This window comes from Arsenophonus apicola (genome assembly GCF_020268605.1).
Classification (GTDB): Bacteria; Pseudomonadota; Gammaproteobacteria; order Enterobacterales; family Enterobacteriaceae; genus Arsenophonus; species Arsenophonus apicola.
This window is the reverse complement of record NZ_CP084222.1, coordinates 1,934,396-1,951,860: the sequence shown is the minus strand read 5'-3', so window position 1 is coordinate 1,951,860 and position 17,465 is coordinate 1,934,396. Positions and strand designations below refer to the sequence as shown.

Annotated in this window: 12 protein-coding genes; 9 read left to right on the top strand and 3 right to left on the bottom strand. The window is 35.0% G+C overall.

Annotated elements, in window-relative coordinates; genetic code table 11:
* The first annotated feature begins 9 nt into the window (after positions 1–9).
* From apbC to asmA, 4 genes are all read left to right on the top strand, one after another.
* Positions 10–1,122: an iron-sulfur cluster carrier protein ApbC gene (gene apbC / locus LDL57_RS09310; RefSeq protein ID WP_225505492.1), complete on the top strand. Its 1,113-nt coding sequence runs from the start codon at positions 10–12 to the stop codon at positions 1,120–1,122.
* 185 nt (positions 1,123–1,307) lie between these two features.
* A complete protein-coding gene (gene udk / locus LDL57_RS09305) occupies positions 1,308–1,949 on the top strand; it encodes a uridine kinase (protein WP_180560801.1) in 642 nt (213 codons plus the stop codon).
* Positions 1,950–1,990: 41 nt separating this feature from the next.
* The gene (gene dcd / locus LDL57_RS09300) at positions 1,991–2,593 is read left to right on the top strand and encodes a dCTP deaminase (RefSeq protein WP_180560800.1); all 603 of its coding nucleotides are present in this window, start codon (positions 1,991–1,993) and stop codon (positions 2,591–2,593) included.
* A gap of 140 nt (positions 2,594–2,733) precedes the next feature.
* The gene (asmA, locus tag LDL57_RS09295) at positions 2,734–4,557 is read left to right on the top strand and encodes an outer membrane assembly protein AsmA (RefSeq protein WP_225505491.1); all 1,824 of its coding nucleotides are present in this window, start codon (positions 2,734–2,736) and stop codon (positions 4,555–4,557) included.
* 63 nt (positions 4,558–4,620) lie between these two features.
* Here the strand turns inward: asmA and LDL57_RS09290 are convergent, their stop codons facing one another.
* Positions 4,621–6,201 carry a TerC family protein gene (locus tag LDL57_RS09290; RefSeq protein ID WP_180560798.1) on the bottom strand — a complete coding sequence of 527 codons (1,581 nt, stop codon included), beginning with the start codon at positions 6,199–6,201 and terminating at the stop codon, positions 4,621–4,623.
* A 232-nt stretch (positions 6,202–6,433) separates the two neighbouring features.
* Here LDL57_RS09290 and gnd point away from each other — a divergent pair, with 232 nt between their 5' ends.
* From gnd to LDL57_RS09275, 3 genes are all read left to right on the top strand, one after another.
* The gene (gene gnd, locus LDL57_RS09285) at positions 6,434–7,852 is read left to right on the top strand and encodes an NADP-dependent phosphogluconate dehydrogenase (protein ID WP_180560797.1); all 1,419 of its coding nucleotides are present in this window, start codon (positions 6,434–6,436) and stop codon (positions 7,850–7,852) included.
* Positions 7,853–8,480: 628 nt separating this feature from the next.
* Positions 8,481–9,953: a DASS family sodium-coupled anion symporter gene (locus LDL57_RS09280; protein WP_180560796.1), complete on the top strand. Its 1,473-nt coding sequence runs from the start codon at positions 8,481–8,483 to the stop codon at positions 9,951–9,953.
* Between the two features lie 143 nt (positions 9,954–10,096).
* Complete coding sequence (locus LDL57_RS09275) at positions 10,097–11,056, top strand: aldo/keto reductase (protein WP_225505490.1); 960 nt, start codon at positions 10,097–10,099, stop codon at positions 11,054–11,056.
* 103 nt (positions 11,057–11,159) lie between these two features.
* On the opposite strand, the gene LDL57_RS09270 is transcribed toward LDL57_RS09275, so the two are convergent.
* Positions 11,160–12,167, bottom strand: coding sequence for a glycosyltransferase (locus LDL57_RS09270; RefSeq protein ID WP_180560795.1), 1,008 nt, complete (start codon positions 12,165–12,167; stop codon positions 11,160–11,162).
* Positions 12,168–12,762: 595 nt separating this feature from the next.
* On the opposite strand from LDL57_RS09270, the gene LDL57_RS09265 reads away from it, so the two are divergent.
* Positions 12,763–13,563 (top strand): glycosyltransferase family 25 protein, encoded by an 801-nt coding sequence (locus LDL57_RS09265; RefSeq protein WP_180560794.1) that lies wholly within the window; start codon positions 12,763–12,765, stop codon positions 13,561–13,563.
* 81 nt (positions 13,564–13,644) lie between these two features.
* Here LDL57_RS09265 and LDL57_RS09260 read toward each other — a convergent pair whose 3' ends face one another.
* Positions 13,645–14,448, bottom strand: coding sequence for a glycosyltransferase (locus LDL57_RS09260; protein WP_180560793.1), 804 nt, complete (start codon positions 14,446–14,448; stop codon positions 13,645–13,647).
* A gap of 587 nt (positions 14,449–15,035) precedes the next feature.
* On the opposite strand from LDL57_RS09260, the gene LDL57_RS09255 reads away from it, so the two are divergent.
* Positions 15,036–17,462 (top strand): DMSO/selenate family reductase complex A subunit, encoded by a 2,427-nt coding sequence (locus LDL57_RS09255; RefSeq protein ID WP_180560792.1) that lies wholly within the window; start codon positions 15,036–15,038, stop codon positions 17,460–17,462.
* The last annotated feature ends 3 nt before the right edge of the window (positions 17,463–17,465 follow it).

The window sequence follows — 17,465 nt, the reverse complement described above, 5'->3', positions numbered from 1 at the left end:
GGAGCTGCGATGAATTCAGGATCCTTCGAACAGATAAAGCCAGAACAGATAACTCAGCAAGTCGCTGAGGTTTTGGACACATTTTCCCATCCTACACTGCAAAGTAATCTGAGTAAATTAAAAGCATTATATCATTGTGTGTTATTGGAAGATGTTTTGCATATTGAATTAGTGATGCCGTTTGCCTGGAAAACACCTTTTAAACTATTAATTGAACAGAAAACATCACAATTACGAAAAATAGCCGGTGCGCAAGCCGTAGAGTGGAAATTACGTCATAATATCAGTACATTACGTAGAGTGAATGATTTGCCAGGCGTTAATGGAGTGCGCAACATTATTGCGATCAGCTCAGGTAAAGGGGGAGTTGGCAAATCAACCACGACAGTGAATTTAGCGTTAGCATTGGCGCAAGAAGGCGCGAAGGTAGGTATTCTGGATGCGGATATTTATGGTCCCTCTATTCCGACTATGTTGGCAACTAAAAATCAGCGGCCCACCTCACCAGATGGGCATCATATGGTACCTATAATGGCTTATGGTCTGGCAACTAATTCAATTGGTTATTTGGTTAATGATGATAATGCGATGATATGGCGTGGTCCAATGGCTAGCAAAGCTTTGATGCAAATGTTACAGGATACCGAATGGCCAGAATTAGATTATTTAGTCGTTGATATGCCTCCGGGAACCGGTGATATCCAATTAACATTATCACAGAATATACCCGTTACGGCTGCAATTGTTGTTACTACACCACAAGATATTGCTTTGCTTGATGCGATGAAAGGCATTGCGATGTTTGACAAAGTAAAAGTGCCGGTATTAGGAATTGTTGAAAATATGAGTCTCCATATTTGTAGCAATTGCGGTCACATAGAGCCTATTTTTGGTTTTGGTGGAGCAGAAAGATTGGCGAAAAAATACCAGTGTAAGCTATTAGGTAAGATACCGTTACATATTTCGCTGCGTGAGGATTTAGACCAAGGTCAACCAACGGTTATTCGAGATCCAGATGGGGAATTTGCTGATATCTATCGGGAAATAGCCTCGGCGATTTCTGCTCAAATGTTCTGGGCTGGGGAAAAAATTCCCACAGAGATTGCTTTTCGCACTATTTAAACTGATTAATCCCATGACTTATTGATTGAAAATAGAGGTAAGGTGATAATTATTGTTAGGTCTTGTTATAAAATTAGCTAGACCTAATTTTAAATGCTGGAAGATACTAAAATAACCCCTTATAATTCCGGCGATCATAATATTTAATTATATTAATTTCTTTATTCAAATTCAGGTTATTTAAAATGGCTGATACAGCACATAAGTGCGCTATTGTAGGTATATCAGGTGCTTCAGCATCGGGTAAAAGTCTTATTGCGAAAACGCTTTATCATGAATTACGTACTCAGGTGGGTGACCACAATATTGGGGTGATTACTGAAGATTGTTACTATCGAGATCAACATGATATTCCGATGGAAGAACGAGTGAAAGTAAACTATGACCACCCAAACTCAATGGATCATGATCTGCTTTTTTATCATCTTCAATTGTTGAAGAGCGGAAAAGGCATTGATCTGCCGCAATATGATTATACTCAGCATACACGTAAGCGTGAGACTATTTTTTTTCAGCCTAAAAAAGTTATTATTATTGAAGGTATTTTATTATTAACGGATAAGCGTTTACGTAAGAATATGGATTTTGCCATTTATGTTGATACGCCATTGGATATTTGCTTAGTAAGAAGAATTAAACGCGATGTAAATGAACGCGGGCGAACATTAGATTCTGTTATTGAACAATATACTAAAACAGTCCGTCCAATGTTTCTTCAGTTTATTGAGCCATCAAAACAGTATGCAGATATTATTGTCCCTCGAGGCGGAAAAAATCGGGTGGCGATTGATATTCTAAAAGCTAAAATAGGGGAGTTCTGCCAGTAAATCTATAAACAGATTAGGCATTCTCGCAAGGAGATGGAAAAATGCGACTTTGTGACCGCGATATAGTCAAATGGCTTGATGAAAAGAAATTGGTTATTGAACCACGCCCATCAATCGAACGAATCAATGGGGCAACAGTTGATGTTTGTTTAGGCAATAAATTTCGAGTATTTCAGGGCTATACTGCACCTTATATCGATCTTAGTGGGCCAAAAAATGAAGTTAATGCTGCATTGGATCGGGTGATGAGTGATGAAATTACCTTAAACCATTATGATGCGTTTTTTTTACACCCAGGTGAATTAGCATTGGCGGTCACTTTAGAATCAGTTACCTTACCTGATAATGTAGTTGGTTGGCTTGATGGTCGTTCCTCTCTTGCTCGCTTGGGATTAATGGTGCATGTCACTGCTCACCGTATTGATCCCGGCTGGTGTGGTCAAATTGTGCTAGAGTTTTATAATTCAGGTAAACTGCCATTGGCGTTACGACCAGGTATGGTTATTGGCGCATTAAGTTTTGAAGCATTATCCGGTTCGGCTGATCGTCCCTATAATCGTCGTCAGGACGCAAAATATAAAAATCAACAAGGTGCAGTAGGGAGTAGAATTAGCGAGGAGGGTAAAAACAATCATAAATTGTGATGTTTTAAGTTAATTAATTCGTTGTTTTCCTAAGATCATGCTATAACCAAAATAATTCTATTTTCTCAGCTTACGGGAAATAAGCTATCTAAAGATGAAGTCATTAATTGGTTGCTTGAGTACCATTGATGGAGACAGTGATGAAACGATTTCTGACAACATTAGTTATCCTGATGGTGGTTATTTTTGCAGGATTAACGGCGCTAGTGTTGCTTGTTAATCCCAATGATTTTCGGCACTATTTAATTGATAAAGTTGAACAAAAAAGTGGCTATCATTTGGTTTTTCAAGGCGAAATGCGTTGGCATGTATGGCCCAGGTTAAGTATTATTACTGGGCCGATTTCACTCACTGCGCCAGGCGCGACTAAGCCAGCAATTAGTGCAGATAACATGCGGCTTGATGTCTCGTTATGGCCATTAATTTCCCACCAACTTTCGGTTGAAGAGATTGTAATTAGTGGTGCAGTTTTGCGCTCAACTCCTGATAGTGAAGCAAAATTAAATCAAGATGCTCCCATTGCACCAGAAAGCCTTGATCATATTAGTAGAAAAAATAATATTGATAATAAAAGGTTATTTGAGATTAATAAAATTACATTGACCGATAGTCTGTTAATTTGGCAGTTGAATAATGATAGCCAGTTAAACATGCGTAATATTATGTTGTCACTGAGTAGGCAAGATGATCATTTCATTAAAGTTAACTTTAGTAGCAATGTGAGTAAGGATCAGCAAGATCTAACTTTTTCTTTAAAAAGTAAGCTAAATATTACAGATTATCCGCATCAAATCACTGGCGAAATTAATCAATTAGAATATAAGATGAGTGGTATTAATTTACCAACAGATGGAATTAGTGGTAATGCAACTTTATTGTTTGATTATTGGCGTGAGCAGCAACCCGTATTAACCCTTTCTAATTTAGCTATTAATATTAACGATAATCATTTAACTGGCAGTCTAGTTGCTCATTTAGGTAAATCGCCAGATTATCAATTAAATATTGCTTCCGCTAAACTGGATCTAGATAAAATTTTAGGTTGGCAACCCCTATTGCAGCCTTTGGCAGAGATAAAGATAATACCACAAACAAGTACTAAGCCTGTTATTGCGACAGCTAAAACAGATAGTTATGATTTAAGTTATTTAAAACAATTTCCATTTCAAGCGACAATTTCTGCCGATAAACTTATATATCGAGGTTTAATTATAGATGGCTTCCAATCTAAGATAACCAATAAAAAAACTTTATTAAATATTAGTCAGCTAGAAGGTGGATTATTAGGTGGCAATTTTGAGCTACCTATTAGTTTGAATTATGAAAATAGTCCGGTTATTGTCACGGCTAAACCCAGATTTAATAAGGTTAAGTTGGCTCCTTTACTTCAAGCATTTAACATGCCTACTAAACTAGATGGTTCTCTGGTGCTAGCTGCGAAATTATCAGGGCTTGGTTATGGTAAATTTGCGGTGCTAAATTTTTGGTCCGGTACTGCTAATGTGACGTTATCCAAGGCGCAATTAACAGGATTAAATATAGCTTCACTGATCCAACACGCTTTTTCACGTCTTACTGATAAAGTTGATACTCCGCAAAATCAGGCAGATAATACTCAAATTGAAAATTTAAACGTTGATACAAAACTTAACAAAGGTCTGTTATCGTTCTCAAATTTGGTTGCTTCTTCTGACGCTATCAATCTCGATGGTAACGGTTGGCTAAATTTAGCGAGTAAATCAGCAGACGTAAAATTGCAGGTTAATATTCATAAAGGCTGGCATGGGGATGATAATTTTATTAATAAATTGAAAAAATTGGTAATTCCTCTGCGTATTTATGGTAAATGGCAAAATTTACAATATCAATTGAATATTGAAAAATTGCTGCGTGATGAGCTTCAATCTCAAGCTAAAAAAGCATTAGATAGTTGGTTAGAAAAAGAAGCTCAATCGCAAAATTAGTTTAAGCTAAATCTTTCTAGTAAATTTAACGCGCTAAATTAAGCGCGTTAAGATTATGTTAGATTAATGTTTTGTTTTAACTTCTTTTTTAGCCAGTTGCAGGGGGGTGATCAGCACCTTTTTAAGGCGGTGACTGGTTACTTCTAACGGTTCAAAAATCCAGTTTTCAATTTTGATACGTTCACCGACAACCGGCATTCGTTGTAGGTGCTCCATCAATAATCCGGCAATCGTCTCATATTCACGTTTTTCATCAAGCGTTATTGGCACATAAAGGGTCAAATCTTCTAACGGCATAAAGCCATTAGCAACCCAGCGACTATCTTCTAATTGTTGAATATCATGACGAGAATCCACCTCTTCTTCACTGATTGGCATATTACCGGCAATAGTTTCCATAATATCTGTCAGCGTAACAATTCCTTCAACAGAGCCAAATTCATCAACAATAAAGGCAAAATGGGTATGCGCTTTACGAAATTGCTCTAATGCTTGAAGTAGTGATAAACCTTCAGGGAAAATTAGTGGTTGAGTAATTAGGGCATGTAAGTTAAGTTTTTGCTTTTTCAATTGTTGATTTAATATGTCGATAACATGTATAACCCCGACAGGCTCATCGCTTATTGATTCATCCGTAACAACAAGACGTGTATGGGGTGTTTTTTCTAACAACGAAAGTAGCTTATCCGCAGGTTTGTTGATATCAATATATTCAACGTCATGGCGTGAAGTCATAATACTACTAACATTACGTTGAGCGAATCCTAATAAACGAACAATCATTTGACGTTCTTGCGGATCAAAAATGCCATTATTATCAGAAATTAAATCAGAGGTACGATGATCTAACTCAGCGCGTTCATGTTGACCATCTAAAACCCGCAATACTGCTTCAGCAGTTCTTTCGCGTAGTGATTTGGTGCCTTTTAAAAAACGGCGTCGATTAAAGGAAGCAAATTGATTAAGCGATTCAATTATAATAGAGAAACCAATAGCGGCGTATAAATAGCCTTTCGGTATCTGATAACCGAATCCTTCAGCCACTAAGCTAAAACCGATCATAAGTAAGAAACTAAGGCAGAGAATAACAATAGTTGGATGGGTATTAACGAACATGGTTAATGGTCTACTAGCAATAATCATTAAGATCATTGCAATAGTGACTGCTGCAATCATAATGCCAATATGTTCAACCATACCAACGGCAGTAATCACTGAATCAAGTGAAAAAATAGCATCTAATACAATGATTTGTGCTACAACAGCCCAAAATTTTGCCGTTTTGCGTTGTTTGCCAGATTGTTTATCTTTACCTTCTAACCGCTCATTAAGCTCCATAGTGGCTTTAAAAAGCAGAAAAAGTCCACCACCAAGCATTAATATATCGCGCGCGCTAAATGGGTGATCCCAAATGTTAATAATAGGATTGGTTAAGGAAACGAGTAAAGTAAGACTAAACAATAAGATAACACGCATAAATAGTGCGCATGTTAAACCAGTTATTCTTGCTTTATTACGTAACTTGGCTGGTAATTTATCCGCTAAGATCGCAATAAAAACTAAATTATCAATGCCAAGCACGATTTCGAGTACGATAAGAGTAAGAAGCCCCGCCCACATCGTAGGATCAGCGATCCATTCCATAAAATTTATTTTACCCTCTAATATGACGGCTTATGCCGACCTTTAGAATAATGGGCACTTTGAACAAAAATTTCAATATAATAACGTTTTTTTAATCGTTTTTAGCCTAAATATCGTGTTGTTAACGGCATGAAATACTATCACCAAACTATAGAGTAAGTTAATATATCAATACGTAAAAATATATTTGCTCGTTAACTGTGGGTAATGAATTGTCAGGCAGGAGTTTTTCATGTCAAAACAACAAATTGGTGTAGTTGGTATGGCTGTTATGGGGCGTAATTTGGCGCTCAATATTGAAAGCCGGGGTTATTCGGTTTCGATTTTTAATCGTTCTAAAGAAAAAACCGATGAAGTGGTTAAAGAAAATCCAGGTAGAAAATTAATCCCCTGTCATACGATTAAGGAATTTGTTGATTCATTAGAAAAACCACGTCGTATTTTATTAATGGTAAAAGCGGGTGAGGCGACAGATAAAACTATAGCTTCATTAACACCATATCTGGATAAAGGTGATATCCTAATCGACGGTGGTAATACTTATTTTCAGGATACTATTCGACGTAATCAAGAACTTTCAGCGCAAGGGTTTAATTTTATTGGCACCGGCGTCTCTGGCGGTGAAGAAGGCGCATTAAAGGGGCCTTCTATCATGCCTGGTGGGCAGAAACAAGCTTATGACTTAGTGGCACCTATCTTACAGCAAATTGCTGCCAAGGCCGATGGAGAGCCTTGTGTAAGCTATATTGGTGCTGATGGGGCAGGTCATTATGTAAAAATGGTACATAATGGCATCGAGTATGGTGATATGCAGCTTATTGCTGAAGTTTATTCAATTCTCAAAAACGCATTAAAGTTAAATAATGAAGAATTAGCCGATATTTTTACTGAATGGAATAAAGGTGAATTAAGCAGTTATCTAATCGAAATTACGGCGGATATTTTTCGTAAGAAAGAAGATAAAACTGGTAATTATTTGATTGATGTTATATTGGATGAGGCTGCAAATAAAGGAACCGGAAAATGGACCAGTCAAAGTGCATTAGACTTGGGAGTACCGGTCACGCTTATTACTGAATCGGTATTTGCACGTTATCTTTCTTTTTTGAAAGTGCAGCGGGTGGCAGCGGCAAAAATTCTGACTGGGCCGGTTGTTAATTCATTTAAAGGTGATAAGCAGGAATTTATTGAAAAGGTTCGCCGTGCACTTTATTTAGGTAAAATTGTGTCTTATGCACAAGGTTTCCAGCAATTAAAGGCCGCATCGGATGAATATAAATGGCAGCTAAATTATGGTGAAATTGCTAGGATTTTTCGCGCAGGCTGTATTATTCGGGCGCAATTTTTGCAAAAAATTACCGATGCGTATAGCCAAAACCCGTCTTTAGCAAACTTAATGTTAGCGCCTTATTTTAAAAACATTACTGATGAATATCAGCAATCATTACGCGATATTGTCTGTTTTGGTATACAAAATGGTATTCCGTTACCTACACTTACGGCAGCAATTTCTTATTATGATAGCTATCGTTCTGCAGTTTTACCGGCAAATTTAATTCAGGCACAACGTGATTATTTTGGCGCTCATACTTATAAAAGAATTGATAAAGAAGGTATCTTTCATACTGAATGGTTAGAGAAAAAAGAGTAGCTTAACTGATATAAAATTATTGCATGGTCTTTACCAGTAATGTTAAAGGCCATTTTTATTGGCTTCAAGTTAGTACAGATGGACAAATTTATTTGCTGCTGTATTTTGTCACTTTAATTTTAGCACTATTCAAAATAAATAGATTTATACATTATATTGTAATATAAAATATATTATTTTTTATAAAGTAATTCTTATTTTTAAATGGATTTACTTTTTTTATAAAATAATAAATACTGTTTGTTTTTTGACATAATTAAACCATTACTAATTATAGTTAATTTTCTATATTAAGAATATCATTAAGAGTAAAAAATAGAAATAGTTCGTTACAGTAAATTAATAAATAAAATTAATTGTAATTTTTGTAATACATATCACAGTTTTAACATATAAAAATAACTTATTCTTATAATAAAGAGGTGAAAATTAAAAGAATAAGTTAGATAATTTAATAAAATTATAAATCAATATTTCTTTATTAGTAAGCTTGATAAAAATAAATATAGTTACTAATCTATAAATTTATATAATAAGTAGTTGTATGATTTGTTAGCGTGATTTTGTTCATTTATAAGTTGTTAATTATTTCTTGTCTAAATATGTTTCACCAATTGGATAATACAATATGGATAAATTGACCCCATTCAAACCTTTACCAACCATAATTGCTATTACAATCACTCTGATCATCTGGTTTATTATTCCCGCTCCTGACGGTGTAGATGTTAATGCTTGGCAATTATTTGCGCTTTTTATTGGAACTATAACCGCTATTATTGGTAAAGCTTTACCTATAGGTGCAATCTCCATTATCGCTATTGCTTTAATTGCTATTACTGGAGTAACGAATCCCAATAATCCGACGGCAGCAATTAATGACGCATTGAGTGGTTTTTCAAATCAACTTATTTGGTTGATAGGTATTTCAATAATGATCTCTGTTAGTCTAAATAAGACAGGATTAGGTGCTCGTATTGGTTATTATTTTATTTCTTTATTTGGCAAAAAGACCTTGGGTATTGCTTATTCATTAGCGATCGCAGAGACAATATTAGCGCCAGTTACACCAAGTAATACTGCGCGTGGTGGTGGAATTATTCATCCTATTATGCGCTCAATTTCAAATAGTTTTGGCTCTAATCCCGAATCAAGTAGTTCACAAAAAATTGGCCGCTATCTTTCATTGGTTAATTTTAATATCAATCCAATTACATCAGCGATGTTTATTACGGCAACTGCACCTAATCCATTGATTGTCAGTTTGATTATGGAAAATACCACCCCTCCATTTGAGATCAATTGGGGAATGTGGGCAATAGCCGCTTTTATACCAGGCATAATTTCGTTATTCATTATGCCATTAATTATTTATTGGATTTATCCACCTGAAATCAAAGTAACACCAGATGCGCCAAATTTTGCTAAGCAAAAATTACATAAGCTTGGGCCTATTTCGACTGCAGAAAAAATTACTTTAGCGGTATTTGCCATGCTATTGTTGATGTGGGCTGGCGTGCCTGCGCTTATTTTTGGTAGCGCATTTACTATTAATCCTACGGCTGCGGCATTCATTGGTCTTTCCGTTTTACTGTGTACAGGCGTATTAGCTTGGGATGATATTTTGAAAACCAAGGGAGCCTGGGACACAATTACTTGGTTTGCGGCATTGGTTATGATGGCATCTTTTCTAAGTAAGCTTGGACTGACTAACTGGTTTTCTCAAACAGTTGGTGATGCTATTGATCATATGGGCATCGGCTGGATTGGCGGCATGCTGTTACTTGTTTTAATATACGTCTATTCTCATTACTTTTTTGCCAGCACTACCGCCCATATTATGGCAATGTTTGCGGCATTTTTCACTGCTGGATTAGCATTGGGCGCTCCACCTATTTTGCTCGCATTGATCTTGGCTTTCTCTTCATCATTAATGATGTCGTTAACACATTATGCCACAGGTACCGCGCCGATTATTTTTGGTTCGGGTTATACAACTTTAGCTGAATGGTGGAAAATTGGTTTTATATTAAGTGTGGTCAATCTTCTTATTTGGTTTGTCATCGGTAGTTTATGGTGGAAGTTACTAGGTTATTGGTAAGAAATCATCAATATAACTAACTTGTAGTAGTATATCTGTAAGTTAAATAGGCGGTAACGTTTTAAATATAATCTTGTTGTAAGAGCACCATTACAATCTTCTAGTGAGTATATTCGCTTTATTTAATAAATAAGTGAGGAAATATGCAATTGCGTAGGTTAGGTTCAACAGGATTTGTTATTCCACCCCTTGTTTTTGGTGGTAATGTTTTTGGCTGGACTATCAATGAAAAAGAGAGTTTCACCATCTTAGATGCTCTCTATGATAATTGTTTAATTGCCATTGATACGGCAGATGTTTATTCACGTTGGGCAGCCGGTAATCAAGGTGGAGAATCGGAAACCATCATTGGTAATTGGCTGACTAAACATTCCATTGCCAGAGATAAATTAATTATTTTTACCAAAGTGGACGCAGATTTAGGTTCACCCGGTAAGCGAGGTCTGTCTGCTCGCTGGATTATCAACGCGGTTGAGGACTCATTGCGGCGTTTGCAAACAGATTACATTGATCTCTATTTTTGCCATTGGCCGGACATAAATACCCCTCATGAAGAGACGTTAAATGCTTATCTGAAGCTTTTAATAACGGGTAAAATTCGTGCTATAGGCGCTTCAAATTTGGATGCAGAACAATTAAAAACGGCGTTAGAAGTGGCGGATAATCAGTGTTTACCGCGTTATCAAGTATTACAACCGGAATATAATATTTATGATCGTGCCGCTTTTGATGATAAGTTGAAGGAACTCTGTATCAAAGAAAATATTGGTGTTGTCACTTATTATAGTTTGGCATCTGGTTTTTTAACTGGGAAATATCGTCGTCAAAGTGATTTAAATAATAGTCCTAGGAAAAATGATATCGATAAATACCTTAATCAAAGAGGCGAAAAAATTCTCAAGGCATTGCAGGTAGTTGCTGATGATCATCAAGCTACATTAGCGGAAGTTGCGCTTGCCTGGTTAATGGCTTTTAATGGGATCACCGCACCAATTGCTAGTGCAACTACCATTGCTCAAGTTGAAAGTTTTGTGAAAGCCATTCATTTAACATTGACCAAAGCGCAATTTGAATATATAGATTCAGAAAGTAAATTAAATTGAAAATATTTTTTTTATATCTAATTAATTGAAAAAGTTAACTATAAAATGGATGAATGTTAATTATCAAATAGCAATTATCCATTTTTTGGGCTTTTGTCATTCGCTATTTTTTTTTATAGGCTTTATTAATAAAATAATAGAGATAATTTAATAGCCATTTAAAGTATTTTTTCTTATTAAACATATGCTTCGCAGCATATCTATATTGGTTAGATGTTGATGCTGCCATGAGCGGGGTAGTTTTCCAAGGAGAATTTTCTTTTATTGTGATAAAGAGATGGGTACTTGGGTATTCTGACCAATTATTCCATGGTTTTGTCGGGCCAATATAATGAATGAATTTTACATTATCAATTACAGGAAATAATGTTTTATTTTTTAACTCGTAATTAATACTAAATTGGGTATTAAATTTTTTATCTAAAAATAAAACTTGATTTACCAGCGATATATTCAATGCATCTTGATCATAAAATATAAACTTTGCTTTTGTCTTGTCATCAAGTAATATATTTATTGTTTTCTCAGTTATCTTATTTTTGTGCCATTTATCAGTATCAATTAGCATAACACCTGAGTTAAAGTAACCATTAGCTATTTCTGGTGTTGCTAACATTTCAGCCCGTTTTTTCCACAGGTATTGGTCGCGATCAGCGACAGCAGCAATAATATGCTGGTTTAAATTGATGTCGAATAATTCTGATATATCACCCGAACAAATAATGTCTGAATCTAAATATAATATTTTATTGGTTTTATTATGAAAATAATTTGCAATGATAAAGCGAAAATAGATTGCATTAGACCATAATTTATTTGTTGGTAATTTTTTTAACTGTAGCGTATCAATGAGAAATATTGTTATTTTTGTATTATAAGATTTTGTTAGTTGATCATATTTTTTTAGTTCGCATTCAGAAATCATATCAGTGAAGATATAGAAGTGAAAGGTATAATTTTTATTAAAATGTAGCACCGAACAGATTGAAATCGCTGTGCCAAGGGAGAAATTCATATCTGCGCCGTAAGCAATATGATATTGGCAATTTTTTGCCGCAGCAGATGAGAATTCATAGCTTGTTAGTATGATCTCCTTACTATTGAAATACATTAAGTTTCCTTTTGGCAAAGAAGTATTAATTTTATTGTAAACAGTTACTGATTTTAGCGTTAGTGGAAAGAAAAAACCATCACTATCATTATTATACTTTATAAAAATTGATCAATAAAAATTATATTTTTAGAAATGAATAAAAACTTATACCTTGTTGAAAGTAAAGATAATATATTGTAATGGTTATATGATTTAAAATAATTTTTTATCTGTTTGAAATCAGTTTGTTACGTCAAATTAAGTATTTTTTTTAAATAATATAAATTAGTCTCTCATTTTATTTTTATGATAATTAATATCATGATAGGTAAATATAGTGATTAAATTAATATTATTTTGTATGCATTTAATTAATTAAATTTATTGTTTAATAATTTATTACACATGATAAATAACATTTTTAATTAAGTTTCAACATAATAAATTGTTTTAATTTTTTTTTAAAAATTATTATGCTAGTTTTGTAATGAATACTAGAATAAATCATGCTGATTGCGGTTTAGTTTTGAAAGTAAAAAATAGTCGTAAAATAAAATTGATTAGTTATAATTTATGTTAAAATATTATTAAATATAAAGTTTTGGTGGCGTCAATGAATAAATCTTGCCCTATTTTTATTATTTCTTTAAAAAAGGATACAGATAGAAGAACACAAATTAGTAATGCATTGTCGTCACAAGCTTTACCTTTTACGATGGTTGACGCCATTGAAGGGAGTAAATTGACTAAAGATGACATGCCTTGGTTTAAATCGCCTAATTCTAGCAAATTTGAAGTGAAGGCAAGTGGGGTGAATGAAATTGCCTGTAGTTTGAGCCATCAATCAATTCATCAATATATTATAAAAAAGGATATCGAATGGGCTTTGATTCTCGAGGACGATGTTATTATTGATAAAAAATTAGCCTGTTTAATCAAATCATTGGAGCAGGGTAAAAGTGATTTATTAAAAAAAGATTATGTTTATCTGCTCGGTGGTCAAGAAGGGCTGAGCTCAAGAAAACGAATTTCGTTAAGCTTTTTTAATAAAATAACCATCGCTAATGTGACATTTCGTCTATTAACATATAGCCCAGATAAAATTTTTCGTGCCTGTTGTTACTTAATTCATCGTAGCACCTGTGAAAGAATAATCGCTGAGTTTGCCAGGGAATTTTTTGTTGCTGACTCGTGGGGTTTGTTATATAAAAAACAAGCAGTAAAAGGCTATTATTTAGCCGAAATTATAAAGCATCCGATAGTCACCGTTGAAAATAGTAATTTGGAGGCGGATAGAAGAAAGTATAGTAATAAGGCCGAGAGACGGAAGCGAGGTAGTTTTGAGTCTATTTTTGCTTCTATTTTGCTACAAATTAGGCGTTTTTTACGTTCATTAATTTTTTGGCAAAAATAGTGTTTATATCTTTTTGGGACGTTGCAAGCTAATATTGTTTTTAATACGGATTAATCATAATGATTAATCCGCTAAATGCTTTTACGCTAGAATTTTTTTAAGAGATAAATTCACTCTTTCAATATAGCTATTTTCATAAAAATCTAAGATAGAGTTTTTTATGTTCATCTGTGAGGGTAAGGTTTTATTATTAACGATAGCTTGTAATATATTAACAAAATATGGCATATCATTAACGGGAAATAATTTTCCATTAATATTATTTTTAATAATATCTTCCGGTCCCGTTGGACAATCTGAACTTATTGCATAAATACCGTAGGATATGGCTTCAAGAAGAACCATACCCAGTTTTTCTATGCTGGAAGTCAGGAGTAGAGCGGAAACTGTTTTTATATTATCGTGTATATAAAACCATGGATCTGGCTGCCAGCCATGCCAGTTAATTTTTTTTTCAATATTTAGTTTTTTCGCTAGCTGTTTTAATTGATTGATTTCATTTTGTTCGCCACTACCGACAATATCCAATTGCCAATCACCGCTAATATTTGCCAGGCTAGTAAAAAGAAACGCGAGTTGTTTTTGCCCATCAAAGAATATCCGACCTAAATAAAGAAAGGAGGTTTTATTTTTAGGGCGCGGGATGACAAAATCGTGTTTTTTTATTGGATTAAATAAGGTGAAAATATGACTTTCATCGACGCCGAGGGCAATTAATTGTCTCGTTATACCCGTGCTTATGGCGTAATAGTAATCTGCTTTTAAAAGATATTCTTTTTTATAGCTTCCAACAATGGAAAAGTGTGGCCAGCAAATTAGCGGTATTTTTCTACCTAAGATAAGTTTTCTACTGATGTTTGAGTTATAACAGGCAATTGCATCCAAGGTGATAATTGCGTTGATTTTCTGCTCAATAAGTAATTGTCGCAGTTGCCAAGCATAATGAATACGACGTAGCTTGCCGTTTCTAATGCGAGAATAGAGTCGTGTATATTTTATATTGTCTAACCAATCATCATTTGGTTGAGTCTGTTTATCATTAAAAAAAAAAGCTGACAGTTATATCTGGTCGCCGTTGTTTTAATAACCTGATAAAATCACGACAAACGGTTTCCATACCGCCAAAGCCACTAATGTTGTAGCTAGTTATCAAAATTTTGCTTGGCATCATCTATTAGTCTCATTAAATTTTAGGTTAAATTATGCCTGTTAATTTCGCCTACTATAAAGAAAATACTTTGTCATTTATCAAATAGTTCAGATAGTGTTTTTGATTATTGGAAAATATAACTAGCTAGCTAATAATCGATAAAACGCAATAATTTTATCGCCGTTATTTGGCAAACTAGTGCCTATTACTGCAAATTTGATAAATACCCATCATTGATTTAAATCATAATCTATTTTGTCATTATTTTTTAACATAAAACAATAACGATAATTTGCTGTTATTTTACTATTGGGTAATGTCAATGACTAAAAATAAAACAACACATTTGGTGCAAATGAATCGGCGGGAATTTTTGCAAACTTCAGCGACGATTGCCAGTGTTGCAGCCATTGCTGGCAGCATAACACTTCCTTTCTCTGTTCAGGCCAAATCGACCGGTATTATGCATGATGAAACAGACGAAATAATTAAATATAGCGCTTGCTTGGTTAATTGTGGTAGCCGTTGTACACTCAAAGTACATGTGAAGGATAATATTATTCAACGTATTTCAAATGAAACCTTCTATGATGATAGCAAATTTGGCGAACATCAGATTAGGCCTTGTTTGCGTGGCCGCTCAGTTCGTTGGAAAACCTATAATCCAGATCGGTTAAAATATCCCATGCTACGGGTGGGTAAACGAGGTGAAGGTAAATTCAAAAAGATTAGTTGGGATGAAGCTACAACACTTATTGCGCAGAAGTTAAAGGAAACGATTGAGAAATATGGTAACGAAGCTATCTATTATCAATATGGTACCGGTTCAACTGGAGCAAATTTACATGGCCGTACCGCTTGCAAACGTTTGTTAGCACTTATTGGCGGCTTTCTGGGAGATTATGGTACCTATTCTTATGCTCAATTAACTGAAATTACCCCATTTGTTTATGGTAGTGCTGAAGAAAGTTTATTAAGTGAAATTGCGCATTCTGATTTAGTTGTCATGTTTGGCCATAATTTAGCAGAAACGCGCATGTCTGGAGGTGGTCAGTTTTATGAAACTTTAAATGCGCTGCAAAAAAGCCAAGCAAAAGTCATTATTATTGACCCACGTAATACCGATAGTGTTACCACATTAGGCGCTGAATGGATTCCTATTTATCCTGGCACTGACGCAGCATTAGTCGCAGCGTTGGGTTATGTCATGATTCATGAAGGACTAACAGATGAAGCTTTTCTTGCAAAATATTGTATAGGCTGGGATAAAACGACGTTACCGTCATCGGCGTTACCGAATGCGGCTTATAAAGATTATATTTTAGGTAATGGGGCAGATGGTATTGCTAAAACACCGGAATGGGCAAGTCAACTAACCGGTATTTCAAGTCAACGTATTATTCAGTTAGCGCGTGAAATTGCTAATGCAAAAGCGGCATGGATTTCACAAGGCTGGGGACTACAACGTACGGCGAATGGTGAGCAAGCCTGCCGTTCAATTATGATGCTACCATTGATGAGTGGTCATATCGGTCGTCCAGGTACTAATACCGGGCTTTGGGGTGGTAGCGTTACTTATCCTGTTGCTAGTTTTTCGCTACCCAATCCAGTAAAAACAACCATCCCGACATTTATGTGGAGTGAAGCTATAGTTCGAGGTACTGAATTAACGGCTAAAAACGCCGGTATCAGAGGTAAAGATAAATTAGATATTGGTATTAAATTTTTGTGGTGTTATTCCAGTAATGTAATTGGTAATCAGCATGCAGATTTAAATAAAACGCATCAAATTCTTACTGACGAATCCAAATGTGAGTTTATCTTGGTATGGGATAATCATAATACTGCTTCAGCCAAATATGCGGATTTGTTGCTGCCCGATGTTACCCCGGTGGAAACAGATGATTTAATCAATAACTCATATGCAAGTGGTAGCTATCATTACTTAGTGCGCTTACAACAGGCTATTAAACCACTATGGCAAAATCGGCCATGTTATGATGTGTTAGCCGAGATTGCTGAAAAATTAGGTGTTGCTGCTGAATTTACCGCAGGACGTACTTATCAACAGTGGATCGAATACTGTTATAATAAAACTCGTAAAACTATGCCACATTTACCACCTTTTGAGCAAACTGATGATCAAGGGATTATTGATCGGCGATTAGCCGATAGTGATAAACAAATTGCCCTTAAAGATTTTCGTCAAGATCCAGATAAATATCCACTAAAAACCCCGTCAGGAAAAATTGAGATCTACTCTGAGCAGTTAAATAAAATAGCGCAAGAATGGCAATTACCTGACGGTGATCGTATTCCCGCTATACCTGAATATTGCGCTAATCGTGAAGGTGTTGAAAATGTAGCCCGCAAAAAACAATATCCCTTACTGATGACCGGGTTTCATAACAAAGGTCATGTTCATTCAAGCTATTACAGTGTTGCAATGTTACGTGAAGCTATTCCTCATCAGTTTTGGATTAATCCAATTGATGCAAAGATGAGAGGTTTGAAACAGGGTGATATAGCCGAAATTTATAATGATCGCGGTCGCATATATATTAAAACTAAAATTACTAATCGGGTTTTACCAGGTGTAATTGCTGTTCCACAAGGTGCCTGGCGCAATGTTAATAAGCAAGGAATTGATGTGGGAGGGTGTATTAATACACTAACGTCACTACATCCTTCTCCCTTTGCTAAAGGTACCCCACAACATACCAATTTAGTTGAAGTTAAATGCGCATAAGGA